The sequence below is a fragment of the Actinoplanes teichomyceticus ATCC 31121 genome (assembly GCF_003711105.1).
In the GTDB taxonomy this organism is placed as follows: domain Bacteria; phylum Actinomycetota; class Actinomycetes; order Mycobacteriales; family Micromonosporaceae; genus Actinoplanes; species Actinoplanes teichomyceticus.
On the sequence record NZ_CP023865.1, the window covers coordinates 7,997,628 to 8,016,884 of the forward strand.

Below are 19,257 nucleotides of genomic sequence, written 5' to 3' on the forward strand. Positions count from 1 at the left end.
TCCGGTCGTTCGGATGGCCGCCCGCGAATGGATCACGTAACGTGGTGCGGGACATGTGGCAGGTGAACCTCCTCCTTCGTTGCCGCGACGAGGCCCCATCCCAGGCCGGCACCTCGTCGCGGAGGTGACGCGCGCCGCCTGCTCGTCTTCTTCCTGACCGGAGCAGTCACATGTCCATCGACAATCCCTTCGCGGCTCAGCGTCCCAGCCCGATGCCGTTCCAGCGCTACGAGCCGTATCAGAACCAGTTCTCCGTCGCGCTGCCCGACCGGCAGTGGCCCGGCCGCATCGTCGAGGCCGCCCCGCGCTGGTGCGCGGTCGACCTGCGCGACGGCAACCAGGCCCTGATCGACCCGATGTCCCCGGAGCGCAAACGGCGGATGTTCCTGCTGCTGGTCAGCATGGGGTACAAGGAGATCGAGGTCGGCTTCCCGGCGGCCAGCCAGACCGACTACGACTTCGTACGCCAGCTGATCGAGCAGGACCTGATCCCGGACGGCGTCACCATCCAGGTGCTGGTGCAGTGCCGCGAGCACCTGATCGACCGGACGTTCGAGTCCATCCGCGGCGCCAAGCGCGCCATCGTGCACTTCTACAACTCGACCTCGACGCTGCAGCGGCGGGTGGTCTTCGGCCTGGACCGGGACGGGATCACCGACATCGCCACCACCGGCGCCCGGCTCTGCCAGAAGTACGCGGAGATCCACACCCCGGACACCGAGATCTTCTACGAGTACTCGCCCGAGTCGTACACCGGCACCGAGCTGGACTACGCGCTGGAGATCTGCTCCGCCGTGATCGACGTGATCGACCCGACCCCGGATCGGCCGCTGATCATCAACCTGCCGGCCACCGTCGAGATGGCCACCCCGAACGTGTACGCCGACTCGATCGAGTGGATGCACCGCAACCTGCCCCGCCGCGACAGCGTGATCCTGAGCCTGCACCCGCACAACGACCGGGGCACCGCGGTGGCCGCCGCCGAGCTGGGCCTGCTGGCCGGCGCCGACCGGATCGAGGGCTGCCTGTTCGGCAACGGCGAGCGCACCGGCAACGTCGACCTGGTCACCCTCGGCCTGAACCTGTTCTCGCAGGGCATCGACCCGCAGGTGGACTTCTCCCGGATCGACGAAATCAAGCGTACCGTCGAGTACTGCAACCAGCTGCCGGTGCACGAGCGGCACCCGTACGCCGGTGACCTGGTCTACACCGCTTTCTCCGGCTCGCACCAGGACGCGATCAAGAAGGGCTTCGCCGCGCTGCAGGCCGACGCGGACGCCGCGGGCACCCCGATCGACGACTTCACCTGGGGTGTGCCGTACCTGCCGATCGACCCGAAGGACGTGGGCCGCACCTACGAGGCGGTCATCCGGGTCAACTCGCAGTCCGGCAAGGGCGGCGTGGCGTACGTGATGAAGGAGGAGCACAACCTCGACCTGCCGCGACGGCTGCAGATCGAGTTCTCCGGCGTGGTGCAGCAGCGCACCGACGCGGACGGCGGCGAGGTCTCCCCGCAGGCGATGTGGGACATCTTCGCCGGCGAGTACCTGGTCGAGCACCAGGTCGCGACCGCCTTCAAGGTGGAGGGTTACAGCACCGCCACGGTGGACGGCAAGGTCGAGATCGACGTCGAGGTGTTCCACCGCGGCGTGCGCCGGCCGCTGACCGGCGTCGGCAACGGCCCGATCGACGCGTTCACCCAGGCCGTCGAGCCGCTCGGGATCAAGGCGCGGGTGCTGGACTACCAGGAGCACGCGCTGACCTCGGGTGGGGACGCGCAGGCCGCGGCGTATGTCGAGGTCGAGGTCGGCGACCGCGCCTTCTGGGGCGTGGGCATCGACGCCAACATCGTCAGCGCCTCGATCAAGGCCGTCACCAGCGCCATCAACCGGGCTCGCTGATTCACCCCCGCGTGTCGCTCCACCGGGCGGCACGCGGGGTCCGCGCTTACCCTGAAGCACGTGCCCCGTGATACCCCACGCTGGATCCCGCTCCTGCTCACCGCCGCGCTGATCGCCGGATGCGAGGTCGTCGACGCCGGCGACCCGGGCTCCCCCGGCGCCTCCACGCCCCGCGCCGGCGACGCCCGGGCGCTGCTCGGCAAGCTCTCCGTCGCCCCGGCCGGCAGGATGACCGGGTACACCCGGGAGAAGTTCCCGCACTGGAAGAGCACCGGCGACAACTGCGACGTCCGCGACTCGGTCCTGGAACGCGACGGCACCAGGGTCAAGACGTCCGGCTGCAACGTCGTGGCCGGCACCTGGACGAGCTTCTACGACGGCAAGGTGCTGGACGCGCCGACCAAGGTGGACATCGACCACACCGTCCCGCTGGCCAACGCCTGGCGCTCCGGCGCGAACCGGTGGACCACCGACCAGCGCGAGGCCTTCGCGAACGACCTGGACCGCCCGCAGCTGCTCGCGGTCTCGGCCACCTCGAACCGGTCCAAGGGCGACCAGGACCCGTCGACGTGGAAGCCGCCGGCACGGGACGCGTGGTGCGAGTACGCCGCGGACTGGATCACCGTGAAGTCGTACTACCGGCTGACCGTGACCGAGAATGAGAAGGACGCCCTCACCGACATGCTGGAGACATGCGGATGACCGAGCAGAGCAGGACCACCGACATCGTGCCCGGGCCGGGCGGTGTGATGACCGACGAGGTCGGCGTGGTGACCGGCGAACTGACCCTGCGCAGCGAGCTGGCCGGCAACGAGGTGACCCTGCGGGTGCAGTACCGCGACGCCGCGGAGTGGTACGTCGTGACCGGCGGCAAGGTGCCGGTGGCCGATCCCGCCGATCTGGAGGCGGTGCACACCGTCGCCGTGAGCCTGCTGCATCGTCCCGAGGGCTGACCGCACTCTCCTCGGCCGGGCCGGCCACGGGTCGGCGCCGGGTGGACGAGCCCGCTTAAGCTTCGGGGACCGCTTCGCAAGGGGAGGTCCCGCGCATGTCCACATCGGCTTGGCTGTCCCGGGTCGGGGCCATCGTGCTCGCGACGGCGGGGGCCGGCGTCGTGTCCGCGCCGGCCTACGCCGCGAGCACCGGCGTCGCCTCGGTCAAGGAGACGTCCCGCTCCGCATCGGTACGTTTCCAGGCCGGCTCCGGCAGGGCGAACCGGGTGGTGATCACCCGCTCGGGCCGGACCGTCACCATCGACGACAGGTACCCGATCAGGGCCGGGACGGGTTGCCGGGCGGTCAAGCGCGACAAGACCAAGGTTCGCTGCACCACCGCGAAGGCGCCCACGTTCCTGTCGGTCGGCCTGGGCGGCCGGAGCGACAGCCTCGTGAACCGGACCGCCATCGCGTCCGGGGTGTCCGGCGGCACCGGAAATGACGTGATCACCGGCGGGTCCGGCGCCGACGAGCTCTACGGCGACAGCGGCAGCGACCGGCTCCACGGCGGCTCCGGCCGGGACCGGATCGACGGCGGCACCGGCCACGACCGGATCCACGGCGGCACGTACGGCGACCACCTGCAGGGCGGTCTCGGCAACGACCTGATCGACGGCGGCTCGGGCAACGACCACCTCGCCGGTGACGCCGAGGACCGTGGCGTCGGCCTCAGCGGCCCGCACGGCGCGGACATCCTGCGCGGGGGCGCCGGGCGGGACACGGTCACCTACGCCACCCACGACAAGCCGGTCACGGTGGACCTGGACGGCGCCGCCCGCGACGACGGCCAGGCCGGCGAGCACGACACCGTGGGCGCCGACGTCGAGGACATCGACGGTTCGCCGCAGGACGACACGCTGACCGGCAACGCCGCGGCCAACCGGATCGCCGGCAACGAGGGCGCCGACACGATCCGGGGTGGCCGCGGCAACGACCGGCTGGACGGCGATCACGGCGCGGACCGGCTGGACGGCGAAGCCGGCGACGACACGCTGATCGGCAACGAGCCGTCCACCGCGACGCTCGACCAGCGCGCCGACCAGGTCGTCGGCGGGGCGAACGACACCGGCGCCGGGGACCTCTGCCGGGTCACCGTCATCGACGTGCTGACCGCCTGCGAGCGCGTGCAGACGGTCCCGACCATCTGAACCGCATCCACGTCGCCGCGTCCGGGCGTATCCGCGCACGCGTCGACGTCGTGATCGCGTGTGAACGGGTGGAGAGCCGCTGACGCGGCCGCACCCCACCGTGGAGGCCGGGTGACGCCGGCGTGTGCACCCGGTGTATATCCTCCGAGCTCAATCGACCTTCGGGGGAAGGACCCACCTTGGCACGTTCACCCTGGCTGTCTCGCGCCGGCGGCACGCTGTCCGCGACGCTCCTCGCCGGCGTCGCGGTCCTGGCGGGCGGCTCGCCCGCCCAGGCCGCCGGCGCCGGCAAGGCGTCGGTCGACCGCTCGCTCGTCTCCTTCGTCGCCGGTTCCGGCAAGGCGAACCGTGTCGTGATCACCCGGTCCGGCCGCACCGTCACCATCGACGACAAGTACCCGATCAAGGCCGGCAAGGGCTGCAAGGCGGTCAAGCACGATCGGACCAAGGTTCGCTGCACCTCGCGGTACGACCCGTTCCTCTCGGTCAAGCTGGGCAGCAAGGACGACAGGCTGGTCAACAAGACGTCCCTGCAGCTGTTCGCCTACGGCAGCAGCGGCAACGACGTGATCGACAGCGGCAGCGGGCCGGACGTCATCAAGGGCGGCACCGGCACCGACCGCATCTACGGCGGTGGCGGCAACGACCACCTGGACGGCGAGCAGGGCGACGACAGGGTCTACGGTGAGGCCGGTCTCGACCTGGTGCAGGGTGGCCTCGGCAACGACGTGGTCGACGGAGGCACGGGCAACGACGTGCTGTACGGCGAGATCGAGCGCCTGGACATCCCGCCGGCCCGTTGGGGCGCGGACATCCTGCGCGGCGGCGCCGGCCGGGACTCGGTCTCCTACACCACGCACACCCGGGGCGTGACGGTCGACCTCGACGGCGGCCGGGGCGACGACGGGATGCCGGGCGAGCACGACAGCGTCGGCGCGGACGTCGAGATCGTCACGGGCTCGCCCGGCGACGACACGCTGATCGGCAACACCGCCGCCAATACGCTGGACGGCTCCGACGGCGACGACACCGTCCGCGGCGGCGGCGGCAACGACACGCTCAGCGGCGGCGCGGGCACCGACGCGATTGCCGGTGAGGCCGGGGACGACGCCATCGACGGTGTCGACCCGAGCATGGAGGCCGACCAGCGCGCCGACCGGATCGACGGGGGCGGCGACGCCACCGGCCTCGGTGACCTGTGCCGGGTGACTCCCATCGACCTGGTGACCAACTGCGAGCGGTAGATCCGCTCGGCTACGGTCGGGCGGTGCGCCGCCCGTTCACCCTCCTGATCGCCGGGGTCCTGCTCCTGCCGCTCGCCGTGACCACCGGGTCCGCGGCGAGCGGCCCGGCGCCCGGACCGATCACGGTGGACAGCGTCGTTCCGGCGCCGGCCGAGGTCGTACCGTCGCGGGCCGCGCCGTTCCGGATCACCGCCACCACGGTGATCACCGCGACCGGCGCGGCCGTGCCGGTCGCCGAACAGCTCGCCGCGGCGCTGCGCCCGGCCACCGGCCATCCGCTGCCGGTCCGGGCCGCCGGAGGCCCCGCCATCGAGCTGCGGCTCAACGCCGCCGCCGACCCCTGGCTGGGCGACGAGGGCTACCGGCTGGAGATCGGCGCGGGCGGCGTGGCGCTGCGCGCGAACCGCCCGGCCGGGCTCTTCGCCGGGACGCAGACGGTGCGGCAGCTGCTTCCCCCGCAGATCGAGGCGACGTCGGTACGCCGTGCCGACTGGACCGTCCCGGCCGGCGTCATCCGCGACCGGCCCCGGTTCCCCTACCGCGGCGCGATGCTCGACCTGGCCCGGCACTTCCACCCGCCGGCCGACGTGAAGCGCTACATCGACGAGATCAGCCGGTTCAAGATCAACTATCTGCACCTGCATCTCACCGACGACCAGGGCTGGCGGATCGAGATCGACGGCTGGCCCCGGCTGACCACGGTGGGCGGCGGGCCGGGCACCGGCGTGCGCGGCCTCGGCGGCGGCCACCTGACCCAGGACGACTACCGCGACCTGGTGCGGTACGCCGCCGAGCGGTACGTGACGATCGTCCCGGAGGTAGACATGCCCGGGCACGTGAACGCCGCGCAGGTCGCCTACCCCGAGCTCACCTGCGACGGGGTGGCGCCGCGACCGCGGACCGACATCCGGGTCGGCTACAGCTCGCTGTGCACCGGCAAGGAGGTGACGTACCGGTTCGCCGAGGACGTGATCCGGCAGCTGGCCGCCCTGACCCCCGGGCCCTACCTGCACCTGGGCGGTGACGAGGCGCACTCCACCGGGCACGCCGACTACCTGGCGTTCGAGCAGCGGGTGCTGCCGCTGGTGGCCAGGTACGGCAAGATCGCGTACGGCTGGCAGGAGATCGCCGAGGCGCCGGCCGCAACCGGCGCGGTCATCCAGTACTGGGCGGCCACCCGGGACAGCCCGCCGGTCGCGGCGGCCGCCGCGGCCGGGGCGAAGGTGGTTCTCTCCCCCGCCGACCGCACCTATCTGGACATGCAGTACGACCTGCTCACCCCGGGCGGACTGCACTGGGCCGGGACGATCGAGGTGGATGCCGCCTACGGCTGGGACCCGGCCACCTGGGCGCGCGGCGTGCCGGCCGAGGCGGTGCTGGGTGTGGAGGCGCCGCTCTGGTCGGAGACGCTGCGCGATTACGGCAGGATCGAGTTCCAGGCGTTCCCGCGGCTGCCGGCGATCGCCGAGCTGGGCTGGTCACCGCGGGCCGCGCACGACTGGACGTCGTTCCGGGAGCGGCTCGGCGCCTACGGCCGGCGGTGGACCCGCCGCGGCGTCCACTTCTACCGGTCCCCGCGGATCCGCTGGTCCTGACCCGGGGCCGGAGCGACCCGAATACCAGCGGGAGCTCGTGGACTCCTTCTTCTACTACGGCTACTGAGGTTCCCCCGCGCCGGCTTCCGAGACTCTTCTTCTACGGCCGCTGAGACGGAACGAAACAGCCCTGACCACCGGCTGGTGGTCAGGGCTGTTTCGGCGGAAGGAATCAGGCGGTCGTCTCGGCCGGCTTGCGCCCGGCCACCGTCTCGCCCTCGACCACCGGGAAGTGGCACGCGGTCAGGTGCCCGTCCGGGTCGTCCAAGCGCCGCACCAGCGGGGGCTCCTCGGTCGCGCAGATGTCCTGCGCCTTCCAGCAGCGGGTGCGGAACCGGCAGCCGGACGGCGGGTTGATCGGGCTCGGCACGTCGCCGGTGAGCAGCACGCGGTTGCGCTGCGCGCGGTCGCGCCGGACCGGGTCCGGCACCGGCACCGCCGACATCAGGGCGACCGTGTACGGGTGGCGCGGGTTCTTGTAGAGATCGTCGCGGGGCGCGATCTCCATGACCTTGCCGAGGTACATCACCGCGACCCGGTCGGAGATGTGGCGGACCACCGACAGGTCGTGCGCGATGAAGACGTACGTCAGGTCGAACTCGCTCTGCAGGTCCTCCAGCAGGTTGACCACCTGCGCCTGGATCGACACGTCGAGCGCGGAGACCGGCTCGTCGGCGATGATCAGCTTGGGTCGCAGCGCGAGCGCCCGGGCGATGCCGATGCGCTGCCGCTGGCCGCCGGAGAACTCGTGCGGGTACCGGTTGTAGTGCTCCGGGCTGAGACCGACCAGTTCCAGCAGCTCCTGCACGGCCTTCTTGAGGCCCTGCGGGGTCGGGATGTTCTGGATCTGCAGCGGCGCCGCGATGATCGAGCCGACCGTGTGCCGCGGGTTCAGCGACGAGTACGGGTCCTGGAAGATCATCTGGACGTCACGGCGCAGCGGCCGCATCTGGGTCACCGACTTGTGGCTGATGTCCTCGCCCTCGAAGACGATCTTGCCACCGGTCGGCTCCAGGATCCGGGTGAAGAGCCGCCCGGCCGTCGACTTGCCGCAGCCGGACTCGCCGACCAGGCCGAGCGTCTCGCCGGCCTGCACGTTCAGATCGATGCCGTCCACCGCGCGGACCGCGCCGACCTGGCGCTTGAACAGCCCCTTGGTGATCGGGAAGTGCTTCTGCAGCCCGGTCACCTCGAGCAGGTTCTCGCTCATCGTTGTCTCACTTCCCCGCTCAGAGGTGCGGTGCCACGTCTTCCTGGAAGAGCTTCGTGCGTTCCTCGGCCGGCAGGTGGCAGGCGACCGCGTGCGCTCCCCCGGTGAGCACCGGCGTCTCGGTGAACGACCGGTCGCCGTTGCGGCCCGCGTACGGACAGCGCGGGTGGAAGGCACACCCGGAAGGCAGGTTGATCAGGCTGGGCGGCGAGCCCTTGACCGGAGTGAGCCGCTCCCGGACCGCACGGTCCAGGCGGGGCATCGACCCGAGCAGACCCCAGGTGTACGGGTGCTGCGGGCGCTGGAACAGGTCGATCGCCGGGCCCCGCTCAATGATCTTCCCGCCGTACATGACCAGCACGTCGTCGGCGAGCTCGGCGACCACGCCGAGGTCATGGGTGATCATGATGACCGCGGAGCCGAACTCCTCCTGCAGGTCCCGGATCAGGTCCAGGATCTGCGCCTGCACGGTCACGTCCAGGGCCGTGGTCGGCTCGTCGGCGATCAGCAGCTTCGGGTCGTTGACCAGCGCCATCGCGATCATCGCGCGCTGGCGCATACCCCCGGAGAACTGGTGCGCGTAGTCGTTGAACCGGCGCGCCGGCTGCGGGATGCCGACCCGGGCCAGCATGTCGATGGCCCGCTCCCGGGCCACCTTCTTGTTCACGCCCGGGTGGTGCACCCGGTACGCCTCGACGATCTGCGCCCCGACGGTGAAGTACGGGTGCATCGCGCTCAGCGGGTCCTGGAAGATCATCGCCATCTTGCCGCCGCGCAGCGAGCGCACCTCCTCGTCGGTGGCGGTGACCAGCTCCTGGTCGTCCAGCCAGATCTGGCCGCTGACCTTGGCGTTGCTGCGGGTGCGGTGCAGGCCGAGGACGGCCAGCGAGGTGACGCTCTTGCCGGAGCCGGACTCGCCGACGATGCCGAGCGTCTTGCCCGCCTCCAGCGTGAAGCTGGAGTCGGTGACGGCCTGAACGATGCCGTCGTCCGTCTCGAACCGGACGGTGAGGTCCTTGACCTCGAGGAACGGACGCGGGGTGACCGAAGACATGCCCTCTCCCTCAGCCGAGCCGCACGCGCGGGTCGATGACGCCGTACACCAGGTCGACGATCAGGTTGGCGATGACGATGAAGAACGCGGCGATCAGCGTGACGCCCAGGATCACCGGCAGGTCGTTGCCGCGGATCGCCTGGAGCGCCTGGTAGCCCAGGCCGCGCAGGTTGAACACCGTCTCGGTGAGCACCGCGCCGCCCAGCAGGGCGCCCAGGTCCAGACCGAAGATCGTGACGATCGGGGTCAGGCCGGAACGCAGGCCGTGCTTGCCGATGACGGTCCGCTCCGGCAGGCCCTTGGCCCGCGCGGTCCGGATGTAGTCCTCGCCGAGGGTCTCCAGCATGTTCGCCCGGGTGAGCCGGGCATAGGTGGCCGCGAAGAGGAACGCCAGGGTGATCCAGGGCAGCAGCATCTGCACGAACCATTCCCCGGGGTTCTCGGTGAACGGCACGTACTGGCCCTGGGGCAGCCAGCCCAGCCAGTAGACGAAGATCGCCGAGGAGAGCAGGCCGGTGAAATAGACCGGGAGTGACACGCCGGCCAGGGCCACGGTCATCGCCGACCGGTCGATCAGGCTGCCTCTTCGCAGCGCCGAGATGACGCCGGTGGAGATGCCGCCGATGAGCCAGAGGACCGCGGCGCCGAGCGCCAGCGACAGGGTCACCGGCAGGTCGCTCAGCAGCAGCGGAGTCACCTCCTGCTCGGTCTTGAACGAGTAACCGAGGCACGGGGCCGGGCAGTGCGTGACGTCCGGCCCGTTGGCGTAGTCGCGTCCGACGACCAGGCCCTTGAGGAACTTGCCGTACTGCACCAGCACCGGGTCGTCGAGGCCCATCTTGGTACGGATGCCCTCGATCGACGCGGCGTCCGCGGTCTTGCCGATGTAGAGCAGCGCGGGATCGCTGCCGGTGAGCTTCGGCACCATGAAGAAGATGCCGAAGGTCACGAGCGTGACCACGAGGAGCGTGATGACGGCATTGATCAGCCGCCGGATGAGGTATGCCAGCACGACGTTCGGCCAAAGGACGGGCGGGCACCGGTCGCGAGAACCGATGCCCGCCCGCCGCGGGCGGCCTTCACCAACCCTTCGAATTACCCGTTCCGGTTACGGAACGACGACCTTGTTACTTGCCGTCACTGACGCCGAGGGCCTGGAAGTCGATCATGCCGAAGGCCTCGTGCACGTAGGCGTTCGTCAGCCGCGGGTTGCGGTAGTTGAGCGCCTTGTCGACCACGAACGGCAGGTAGTACGCGCCCTCCATGACCTTGTGGTTGATCTGGCTGTAGAGCTCGGCGGCCTTGGCCGGGTCGGTCTCCAGCTGCGCCTGGTCGAAGAGGGCGTCGATCGACGGGTCCTTGATCTCCGACAGGTTGTAGTTGCCGTTCTTCGGGATGAAGCGGCTGTCCGCCAGCGGCTGCATGTAGCCGGCGCCGGTCGGGTAGTCCGCGCCCCAACCGCCGATGATGATGCCGTAGCCCTTGGCCTTCACGTTGTCCGGCGCACCGGTGATGGAGGCCTGCTGGGCGCCGTCGTACTGCTCGATCTTGGCGTTGATGTTCGCGCCCTTGAGCGCGGCCTGCAGCGCCTCGGCGCTCTTCACCTCGGCCGGCTTGTTGTTACGCACGGCGATGGTGACGTCGAAGCCGTTCGGCTTGCCACACGCGGCGAGGGCCTTCTTGGCCTCCTCCACCTGCGGCTTGCCCTGGAGCCGGTTGAACGGGTCGTACTTGGCGTCCGAGCCGGCGATGTTCGGCGGCAGCATGCTGGTGCCGATGTCGCCACCGGCGATCGGGCCGCCCCGGGCGGTCTGCAGCGAGGTCGGGTCGGCCGCGTAGATCACGGCCTTGCGGCACTCGATGTTGTCCAGCGGGGCCACCGAGGTGGCCAGACCCGCGTACCGGAGGAAGCCGGTGGTCGGGGTGTCCGCGTTCGCCTTCAGGGTCGGGTCCTGGAGGATCTTGGTACGCGCGGTGGCCTGCACACCGGTCTGGCCGGCGTCGATGTCCACGGTGCCGGCGATGAGCCGGCTGTCCATGTCCTCGGCGTTCGTGGTGACCGTGAAGTTGATCTGGTCCGGCAGAGCCTTGCGGATCGTGTCGGTCGACGGGTCCCAGTTCGGGTTGCGCACGAAGGTCGCGCCCTTACCCGGCTGGATGCTGCCTTCCTTGAACATGTACGGACCGGAGGAGGCCGGCGCCGTGGTGTACTGCGCGCCCTTGTCCCGCTTCTGCGGCACCGGACCGGAGCCCGGCATGGCCAGCAGGTAGAGGAAGTCGGACGACGGCTTCTTCAGCTTGAAGGTGATCGTCGAGTCGTCCGGCGTCTGCACCGACTTCAGGCCCAGCTTGTTGGGGTCGGTGTCCTTGTACGGACCGGGGTAGTTCTGCCCCTGGTCGAGCAGGCCGGGCAGGTAGACCGGGCCGCCGGAGATGACGTCCGAGGCCCAGACCCGCTCGATGCCGTACTTGATGTCCTTCGACGTGATCGGGGTGCCGTCGTCGAACTTGATGCCGCTGCGCAGCTTGAAGGTGTAGGTCAGCTTGTCGGCGCTGATCTCCGGCATCGCCTGCGCGAGGTCGGGCTGCAGTTCGAGGCCGGCCTTGCCCGGGGAGGAGGCGTAGTCGACCAGCTTGCGGGTGTAGAGCCGGTTCAGGTTCCACACGAACGCGTAGTAGGCGCGGGCCGGGTCCCAGAAGTCGGCATCCTGCGCGCTCCACAGGTTCAGCGTGCCGCCCTTGGTGGTGGACGGGTTCACCACATCGGTGATCGCGGCGTTGTAGGCGGACTTGCCACCGTTGGAGCCGCCACCGCTCTTGTCGTCGCTCTTGGAACCGCCGCACGCGGCGGTTGTCAGGCCGAGCGCGAGCGCGACGCCGGCCGCCGCGATCGCCCTAGTCTTCCTGGACACCTGTACTCCTACCTCCTCGAAGAGCGGAACCGAGTGGTCCGCGAAACATGCGATGTTCAGCTACCGCCGAGTCAGCGGGCCTTCGGGTCGAGCGCGTCACGCAGGCCGTCGCCGAAGAGGTTGAAGGCCAGCACCGTGATGAAGATCGTCGCGCCCGGAATGATCATGTACATCGGATCGATGGAGTAGACGCTCACGGCGTCCGACAACATGCCGCCCCAGGACGGGTTGGGCGGTGGGATGCCCACGCCGAGGAAGCTGAGCGCGGCCTCGGTGAGGATGTTCGTCGGGATGATCAGGGTGGTGTAGACCAGGATCGGCGCGGCCAGGTTCGGCAGCAGCTCGCGGAACAGGATCCGCTGGGACCGGGCGCCCAGGCTGCGCGCCGCCTCGACGAACTCCCGCTCGCGCAGCGACAGCGTCTGCCCCCGGACGATCCGGCCGATGTACGGCCAGCCGAAGAAGCCGATGATGCCGACCAGCATGAAGATCCGCGACCAGCGGCTGTCCATCCCGAACATCGAGTCCGGCAGCACCGAGACCAGGGCGATCGAGAAGAGCAGCTGCGGGAAGGCGAGCAGGAAGTCCATCACCCGGCTGATCACCGAGTCGACCCAGCCACCGAAGAAGCCGGCCGCGGTGCCGAAGAGCACGCCGAGGAAGGTGGAGAAGACCGCCGAGAGGAACGCGACCGTCAGCGAGGTCTGCGCGCCGTACACGATCCGGCTGAACACGTCGCGGCCGCTGGTCGGCTCGACGCCGAAGATGAACTCGGAGCTGATCCCGCCCCAGGGTCCCTTCGGGGTGCCGAAGGTGGCGTCGATCTGATCCTGGTGGAACTCACCGATCGGATGGCCGAACAGCTTGGTCAGCACCGGCGCCAGGATCGCCACGGCGATCAGGAAAAGAACGACGAACCCACCGCCCATCGCGACCTTGTCGCGCTTGAGGCGGCGCCACGCGATCTGCTTCAGCGACCGGCCCGCGATCGCCTTCTCGGCGGGGCCTCGCACCTCAGCCGCGTCGGCTGTCGGCTCCGACGTCTCGTCGGAGATCGACGCTTCTGGGCCAAGCGACATATGTTCGCCGGTCCTCTCCCGGCCACCGGTCGGCGCAGGAGCCCACGGCCACCGGCGTGTGATGAAACGGAAGCTCCCACGACCGGAGACGATGGCCCCCGGTGCCGGCGGTTAACCGATCGGTTATCGCATGCCTCGAGTGCCGGCCCCCGTCGCGCCGGCCGGGATCCGGCCGGGGCCACGAGAGCACCCGACGGCGGGTGTGGCCGCCGTCGAGAGGAACATTCACCTAGTGCGGTGCTCGGGTCAAGCTCACCGACCGCACGCGGATGCTTCCGTGTCTCCCTCGTGATGTCACCGTGACCTAGACGCCGAACAAACGGAAGGTACCGCGTAAGGGGCTCGCAAGTAGCCAATCCGGGCCAAACAACTTGCACGACGTTACGCCCGAGTTACCGCTTGTAAATTTCAGATGGCTCGCCGGCCCTCGAACGCTCTACCCAGCGTGATCTCGTCCGCATACTCCAGGTCACCGCCGACCGGCAGGCCGCTCGCCAACCGGGTCACCGCGATCCCCATCGGCTTCACCAGCAACGCCAGATAGGTGGCGGTCGCCTCGCCCTCGGTGTTCGGATCGGTCGCCAGGATCAGCTCCCGCACCTCACCGGTGCCCAGCCGCAGCAACAGCTCCCGGATCTTCAGGTTGTCCGGCCCGACCCCCTCCAGCGGATTGATCGCCCCACCCAGCACGTGGTACCGACCCCGGAACTCCCCGGTCCGCTCGATCGCGACGACGTCCTTGGGTTCCTCGACCACGCACAGGACCTCGTTGGTACGGCGCGGGTCGCGGCAGACGCGGCACTGATCGGACTCGGCCACGTTGAAACAGGTGGTGCAGAAGCGGACCAGTTCCTTCACCTTACGCAGCGCGGTGGCCAGCCGGTTGACATCGGCCGGGTCGGCGGAAAGCACGTGGAACGCGATGCGCTGAGCCGACTTCGGGCCCACGCCCGGCAGCCGGCCCAGCTCATCGATCAGGTCCTGGATGGCACCTTCGTACACGGATCAGAACCCCGGCAGGGACAGGCCGCCGGTCGCCGGTCCCATCTTCTCCTCGGCCAGCTCACGCTGCGCCTCGGCGGCATTGTGGATCGCCGCGAGCACCAGGTCCTCGAGCGTCTCGACGTCGTCGGCGTCCACCGCCTTCGGGTCGATCTTCACGGCCTTGAACTCGCCCAGCCCGGTCACCGTCACGGTCACCAGGCCGCCGCCGGCGGTGCCGGTCAGCTCGGCCTCAGCCAGCTCGGCCTGCGCCTTGGCGACCTGCTGCTGCATCTTCTGCGCCTGCTTCATGATCTGCTGCATGTTCGGCTGTGCACCGGGGCGCATGGCACCGCTCCTCAACTAGTCACGTTCGTCCGCGCGATCCGCGGACAACCGCCGTCAATGACCTGACAGCGTCCGAAACAACCGCCGTCAGCGTAGCCGCCGGGCCGCCCGGAGCCGGGCAGCCCACCACCACGCCGCGCCTCACCTTCCCCGGCGCGCCGATCCGCACACCTGGGGCCGGGCCGCCACCGGGCCGCACGGCTTCCTCCCGCACCGGACGGGCGCGGTGTTCTCCCACCGGGATCCGTGACGGCCCACGGCCCGCCGTATCCCGTAACGCCCCGGACCCGGCGCACGGCGGCGCCGCCCCGGGACGTCCCGGCGCATGGCCGCGGCGCCCTGGGACGTCCCGGCGCATGGCCGCGGCGCCCTGGGACGTCCCGGCGCATGGCCGCGGCGCCCCGGAACGTCCCGGCGCATGGCGGCGCCGTTCTAGAGCTCGCCGATCTTCTCCGCGCCGAACGCGTCCCGGAGAAGCTGCAGGGCCTGCTCCTCACTGCTCTGGCGGGCCGTCTTCTCGTCGATCACCTCGTCCAGCGGCTCGTCGCCCGGGTCGAAACCCTCGTAGCCGGCTCCGCTGGGCGGGGGGCCGTCGTACTCCGGGTCGTACGGCGCCTCGCCGATCGGGGTGCCGTCGGACCAGGCGGCGCCGCCGGCGGCCGGGGTGGCCGTCGCACGGTTCGCGGCCGCGTTGCGGGCATTGGCGGCCGCGGCCCGGGCGGCGGCCAGACCGCTGCCAGGCGCGGCGTTGCCGCCGCGCGCGGCAGCTGCCCGGGCCGCCTCCAGCGCGGCCGAGCGGGCCGGAACGGCCGGCGTCGCCTGGGCGGAACCCACGGCCCCGGTACGGCCGGGAGCCGCCGGGGACGAGGCGGCCACCGCCGCCGCCGCCGGGGACGAGGCGGCCACCGCCGCCGCCGACCGGGCGGCCGCGATCGGTGAGACAGCCGCGCCCGCCGCACCGGAGCCTCCGGACGGGGAGCCGTCCACGGGGGCCGGGGCGGCACCGAATCCGGGGCTCGCCGCGGCGGCGGAGGTGACCGGCGCGGCGGTGTCAGTCGCGGGCCGGACCTCCGGGTCCCCGGGGCCGGACGACGGCTTTCCCGCCGCGCCGGAGACCGGTCGAGCCGCCGCACCACCGCTACCAACGGCCTGCTGACCGACGGGCACACCGTGACCGGGGGCTCGGTGACCGGCCGCACCGCCGTCACCAGCGGCTTGCTGACCGGTGGGCACACCGCCATCGGCGGCGTGCCCGGCGCCGGGCGGGTACGCCGCCGAGCCGGACGCCGGGTTCGCGGTGGCGGGAACCGGGGGCGACGACGGCGCACCGGCGGATGTGGCCGCCGGCCGTTCCGGCACCGGGCCGGGGGCACGGCTGCCCGGCTTGACCGGCTCGGGCCAGCCGTCGTCGTCGGTCACCGAGGCCGCCGGCTTCCGGCCGGCCGTGCCCGGACGCACCGGCTCCGGCCAGTCGGTGTCATCACCACCGGCACTCACCGGCCGGGCGGGCGCACCCGAGCCGGTCCGCTCCGTCCGGTCGGTGTCACCACCACCGGCACTCACCGGCCGGGCGGGCGCACCCGAGCCGGTCCGCTCCGTCCGGTCGGTGTCACCACCACCGGCACTCACCGGCCGGGCGGGCGCACCCGAGCCGGTCCGTTCCGGTCGGCCGGCGATGTCGCCGTACCCCGATCGGGCGGCGGCGCCGAAGCCGTCGGGCGCCGGACCGTCGTGGGCGGCGCCCACCGGCTCGGCGATGCCGGGACGGCCCGCGGCGGCGCGGTCGTCGGCGACGGCCGGGATGCCGTGGTCCGGGCGGGCCGCGGCGGCCTCACGAACGGATGGGGTCGTCGCGGCGGATCGGGGCGGTCCCGGCCAGTCGTCGTCGGCGTCGGCGGCCGGGGCCCGCTGCGGGCGGGACGGCCGGGACTCGGTCCGGCCGGTGTTCCGCTCCGGGGCGGCCGGTGGGATCGCGGTGGAGACCGGCGGGGCGCTCACACCGGGGGCACCGGCGGCAGCGCGCCGGCCGGCGGAACGGTCGCGGCCGGACCCGTTGTTACGGCCGGCCGGCTGGCCCGGTTCGCGGGTGGCGGCGCCGGTCGGCGGGGTGACCTCGCCGACCTCGCAGCGGATCTGCCAGCGCCCACCGAGGACGCGGCCGAACTCGGTGGCGATGGCGTTGGTCCAACGCAGGAAGCGATCGGCGATGGGCGGGGTGGGCGCGGCGAAGACCACGGTGTCGCCGTCGACCTCGCGGACGCCGATTCCCGCGTCCTGCATCGCCCGGACGCGCTGCTGCTGACGGCCGAGGGCCTGCCAGGCGCCGCGGACCTTCTCCAGCCGCTCGTTCACCTGCGCGCGAGGCGAGGCGGGCGGCTCCAGGTCCTCCGGCGGCTCCTCGTCCCAGGGCGGCTCGTCGTCGTAGTACTCCGGCTCCGGCGCGGTCGCGTGGTGAGCGCCGTCAGCGACCCGGTTCCCGTCCTCCTCCCGGCCCTGCGCGGGCGCGGGAGCCGCCACGGAAACCCCGCCCGGCGGGACCGGGGCGGGCGCGGACACGTCGGCCGGTCCGGCCGGATGCGCCGTCACCGGGAAAGCGGCCGGCGAACCGGCGGGCGCGGCCACCGAACCCGGCGCAGCAGCCGAACCCGACACGGTCACCGAACCCGGCGCGGCAGCCGAACCCGACGCGGCAGCCGAACCCGGCGCGGCAGCCGAACCCGGAGTCGTAGCTGGGCCGGACCCGGCCGGCGCGGTAGCTGGTTCGGCCGATGGAGCCTGCGCGACCGGAACCGCACCGGAGTCGGACCCGGCCGGCACGCCGGCTGCGGCGTCGGCCGGCGAGGGCTCGGCGGGCGTTCCGGGAGCCGGGGAGACCGGCCGGACCGGCGCCCCGGCCGCCCGGCGACCGGCCGCCGCAGCGGCCGCGCGGGCGGCGGCGAGACCACCGGACCCGGCGGGGGCGGCCGGCACCGGCGCGGCCGGGGCGGCCGGCGATTCCGGTACGTCAGCAGCCCCCAGCGGACCGCGCTTCTCCAACCGCTCCAGCCGCTGCAGCAGCGCGCCGGTCGAGTCGTCCGCGCCGGGCAGCAGCATCCGAGCCGTGATCAGCTCGAGGAGCAGACGCGGCGCCGTGGTGCCGCGCATCTCGACGAGCCCGTTGTGCACGATGTCGGCGCTGCGCGAGAGGGTGGCCGGGCCGAGCCGCGCCGCCTGCGCGTGCATCGCTTCGAGCTGATCGGCCGGGCCGTCGATCAGGCCCTTGGCGACCGCGTCCGGCACCTGCTGGAGCACGATCAGGTCGCGGAGGCGTTCCAGCAGGTCGGACGCGAAGCGGCGGGGGTCGTGGCCGGCCTCGGCGACCCGGTCGATGGTCGTGTAGGCGGCGGCGCCGTCACCGGCGGCCAGGGCGTCGCACATCTCGTCGATCAGGGTGACGTCGGTGACGCCGAGGAGGGCGACCGCGCGGGCGTAGCTGACGCCCTCCGGTCCGGCCCCGGCGATCAGCTGGTCGAGCACCGACAGGGTGTCCCGGGCGCTGCCGCCGCCGGCCCGCACCACCAGCGGGAACACCGCCGGGTCGACGTGGATGCCCTCGGCCTCGGTGAGCTGCTGAAGGTACGGCCGGAGGACGGCGGGCGGAATCAGCCGGAACGGGTAGTGGTGGGTCCGCGAGCGGATGGTGCCCAGCACCTTGTCCGGCTCGGTGGTGGCGAAGATGAACTTCACGTACTCCGGCGGCTCCTCGACGAGCTTGAGCAGCGCGTTGAAGCCGGCCGACGAGACCATGTGCGCCTCGTCGATCACGTAGATCTTGTAGCGGCTGTTGGCGGGCGCGAAGAACGCCTTCTCCCGCAGCTCCCGGGCATCGTCCACGCCACCGTGGCTGGCCGCGTCGATCTCGATCACGTCGATCGACCCGGCGCCGTCGTTGGCCAGCGACCTGCAGGAGCCGCAGACCCCGCACGGCTCCGGGGTGGGGCCCTGCTCACAGTTGAGCGAGCGGGCCAGGATGCGGGCGCTGGACGTCTTGCCGCAGCCACGTGGCCCGGAGAAGAGATAGGCGTGGTTGAGCCGGCCGCTGCGCAGCGCCTGCGACAGCGGCTCGGTCACGTGTTCCTGACCGATGACCTCCGCGAACGTGCGCGGCCGGTACTTGCGGTAGAGGGCGAGAGCCACTCCTGCCACCTCCTGACGACCGCGCCATTCTCCGTCGAGGGTGTGACAAGAACAAACGACATGCCCCGACCGTGCGAGCCCGGGGGGAAAACGAAGGACCCCTCGTGCACCCGCCAGAGCCCGCTTATCCTTGCTGCCTTCCGGCCCTGGGGAGGTTCACAGGATGACGCCGCACGAGGGGCTGCCCACAGCGTACCCGGCGACCGCGCGGGCGTGCAGGACCCCTCCCCGCGCGGTAGCCGGACACGGCGCTATGTATTCTGGCGCACGGAGGATTCGCCTAGAGGCCTAGGGCGCACGCTTGGAAAGCGTGTTGGGTTAACACCCTCACGAGTTCGAATCTCGTATCCTCCGCCAGCCCTACCAGGGCAGACGCGAGCAGGCCGGACCCGAGGGTCCGGCCTTTCGTGCATCTCCGCCCCAGTACGACCATCTGCTCATGCCCCCTGGCGACGGATGCGCCACAGCAGGTTCCCGCTGCCCCGCAGGCAGCGCGCCGGCCGGTCCCGCACCGGGGATGCCGCTGCGTGAGGCGCCCGTCGCGTCTCGTATGCTCCGGCACGAAAACAGTGCAGGCGAGGGCCGGCCCCGATCGGGCCGGCCCTCGCCGTCTC

The 19,257-nt window shown here is 71.5% G+C and carries 13 protein-coding genes, 1 tRNA gene, 1 other RNA gene and 1 pseudogene; 7 read left to right on the top strand and 9 right to left on the bottom strand.

Features of this window, described 5'->3' with window-relative positions; translation table 11 throughout:
* Positions 1-170: 170 nt before the first annotated feature.
* The 6 genes and pseudogenes from leuA (at position 171) to ACTEI_RS35300 (ending at position 6,883) form a co-directional block, all read left to right on the top strand.
* A complete protein-coding gene (leuA, locus tag ACTEI_RS35275; protein WP_122981592.1) occupies positions 171-1,901 on the top strand; it encodes a 2-isopropylmalate synthase in 1,731 nt (576 codons plus the stop codon).
* 60 nt (positions 1,902-1,961) lie between these two features.
* Entirely contained in the window at positions 1,962-2,603 is a 642-nt protein-coding gene (locus tag ACTEI_RS35280; RefSeq protein WP_122981593.1) for an HNH endonuclease family protein, read from the top strand.
* A gap of 8 nt (positions 2,604-2,611) precedes the next feature.
* Positions 2,612-2,854: pseudogene (locus ACTEI_RS35285) on the top strand (hypothetical protein); the annotation flags it as partial.
* Between the two features lie 95 nt (positions 2,855-2,949).
* On the top strand, positions 2,950-4,044 hold the full coding sequence (locus tag ACTEI_RS35290; RefSeq protein ID WP_122981595.1) for a calcium-binding protein: 1,095 nt from the start codon (positions 2,950-2,952) through the stop codon (positions 4,042-4,044).
* A 179-nt stretch (positions 4,045-4,223) separates the two neighbouring features.
* Positions 4,224-5,288: a calcium-binding protein gene (locus tag ACTEI_RS35295; protein ID WP_122981596.1), complete on the top strand. Its 1,065-nt coding sequence runs from the start codon at positions 4,224-4,226 to the stop codon at positions 5,286-5,288.
* Positions 5,289-5,311: 23 nt separating this feature from the next.
* A complete protein-coding gene (locus ACTEI_RS35300) occupies positions 5,312-6,883 on the top strand; it encodes a beta-N-acetylhexosaminidase (RefSeq protein ID WP_164466238.1) in 1,572 nt (523 codons plus the stop codon).
* Between the two features lie 172 nt (positions 6,884-7,055).
* On the opposite strand, the gene ACTEI_RS35305 is transcribed toward ACTEI_RS35300, so the two are convergent.
* The 9 genes from ACTEI_RS35305 to ffs form a co-directional block, all read right to left on the bottom strand.
* On the bottom strand, positions 7,056-8,093 hold the full coding sequence (locus ACTEI_RS35305) for an ABC transporter ATP-binding protein (protein ID WP_122981597.1): 1,038 nt from the start codon (positions 8,091-8,093) through the stop codon (positions 7,056-7,058).
* Between the two features lie 19 nt (positions 8,094-8,112).
* Positions 8,113-9,147, bottom strand: a complete 1,035-nt coding sequence (locus ACTEI_RS35310) for an ABC transporter ATP-binding protein (RefSeq protein WP_122981598.1) — start codon at positions 9,145-9,147, stop codon at positions 8,113-8,115.
* Between the two features lie 10 nt (positions 9,148-9,157).
* The gene (locus ACTEI_RS35315) at positions 9,158-10,159 is read right to left on the bottom strand and encodes an ABC transporter permease (RefSeq protein ID WP_122981599.1); all 1,002 of its coding nucleotides are present in this window, start codon (positions 10,157-10,159) and stop codon (positions 9,158-9,160) included.
* Positions 10,160-10,274: 115 nt separating this feature from the next.
* Positions 10,275-12,059: an ABC transporter substrate-binding protein gene (locus ACTEI_RS35320; protein WP_122981600.1), complete on the bottom strand. Its 1,785-nt coding sequence runs from the start codon at positions 12,057-12,059 to the stop codon at positions 10,275-10,277.
* Positions 12,060-12,130: 71 nt separating this feature from the next.
* Positions 12,131-13,138 carry an ABC transporter permease gene (locus tag ACTEI_RS35325; protein WP_122981601.1) on the bottom strand — a complete coding sequence of 336 codons (1,008 nt, stop codon included), beginning with the start codon at positions 13,136-13,138 and terminating at the stop codon, positions 12,131-12,133.
* A gap of 408 nt (positions 13,139-13,546) precedes the next feature.
* The gene (gene recR, locus ACTEI_RS35330) at positions 13,547-14,140 is read right to left on the bottom strand and encodes a recombination mediator RecR (RefSeq protein WP_122981602.1); all 594 of its coding nucleotides are present in this window, start codon (positions 14,138-14,140) and stop codon (positions 13,547-13,549) included.
* 3 nt (positions 14,141-14,143) lie between these two features.
* Entirely contained in the window at positions 14,144-14,443 is a 300-nt protein-coding gene (locus ACTEI_RS35335) for a YbaB/EbfC family nucleoid-associated protein (RefSeq protein ID WP_222942269.1), read from the bottom strand.
* A 456-nt stretch (positions 14,444-14,899) separates the two neighbouring features.
* The gene (locus ACTEI_RS39535; RefSeq protein ID WP_122981604.1) at positions 14,900-18,643 is read right to left on the bottom strand and encodes a DNA polymerase III subunit gamma and tau; all 3,744 of its coding nucleotides are present in this window, start codon (positions 18,641-18,643) and stop codon (positions 14,900-14,902) included.
* Positions 18,644-18,733: 90 nt separating this feature from the next.
* Positions 18,734-18,829, bottom strand: an RNA gene (ffs, locus tag ACTEI_RS35345) — signal recognition particle sRNA small type.
* Positions 18,830-18,912: 83 nt separating this feature from the next.
* Here ffs and ACTEI_RS35350 point away from each other — a divergent pair.
* A tRNA-Ser gene (locus ACTEI_RS35350) sits at positions 18,913-19,000 on the top strand.
* The last annotated feature ends 257 nt before the right edge of the window (positions 19,001-19,257 follow it).

Bases quoted from the DNA above. Each gene is read 5' to 3' on its own strand.
- leuA (WP_122981592.1), top strand. From the start codon at position 171: ATGTCCATCGACAATCCCTTCGCGGCTCAGCGTCCCAGCCCGATGCCG.
- ACTEI_RS35290 (WP_122981595.1), top strand. From the start codon at position 2,950: ATGTCCACATCGGCTTGGCTGTCCCGGGTCGGGGCCATCGTGCTCGCG.
- ACTEI_RS35305 (WP_122981597.1), bottom strand. From the start codon at position 8,093: ATGAGCGAGAACCTGCTCGAGGTGACCGGGCTGCAGAAGCACTTCCCG.
- ACTEI_RS35310 (WP_122981598.1), bottom strand. From the start codon at position 9,147: ATGTCTTCGGTCACCCCGCGTCCGTTCCTCGAGGTCAAGGACCTCACC.
- ACTEI_RS35325 (WP_122981601.1), bottom strand. From the start codon at position 13,138: ATGTCGCTTGGCCCAGAAGCGTCGATCTCCGACGAGACGTCGGAGCCG.
- ACTEI_RS35335 (WP_222942269.1), bottom strand. From the start codon at position 14,443: ATGCAGCAGATCATGAAGCAGGCGCAGAAGATGCAGCAGCAGGTCGCC.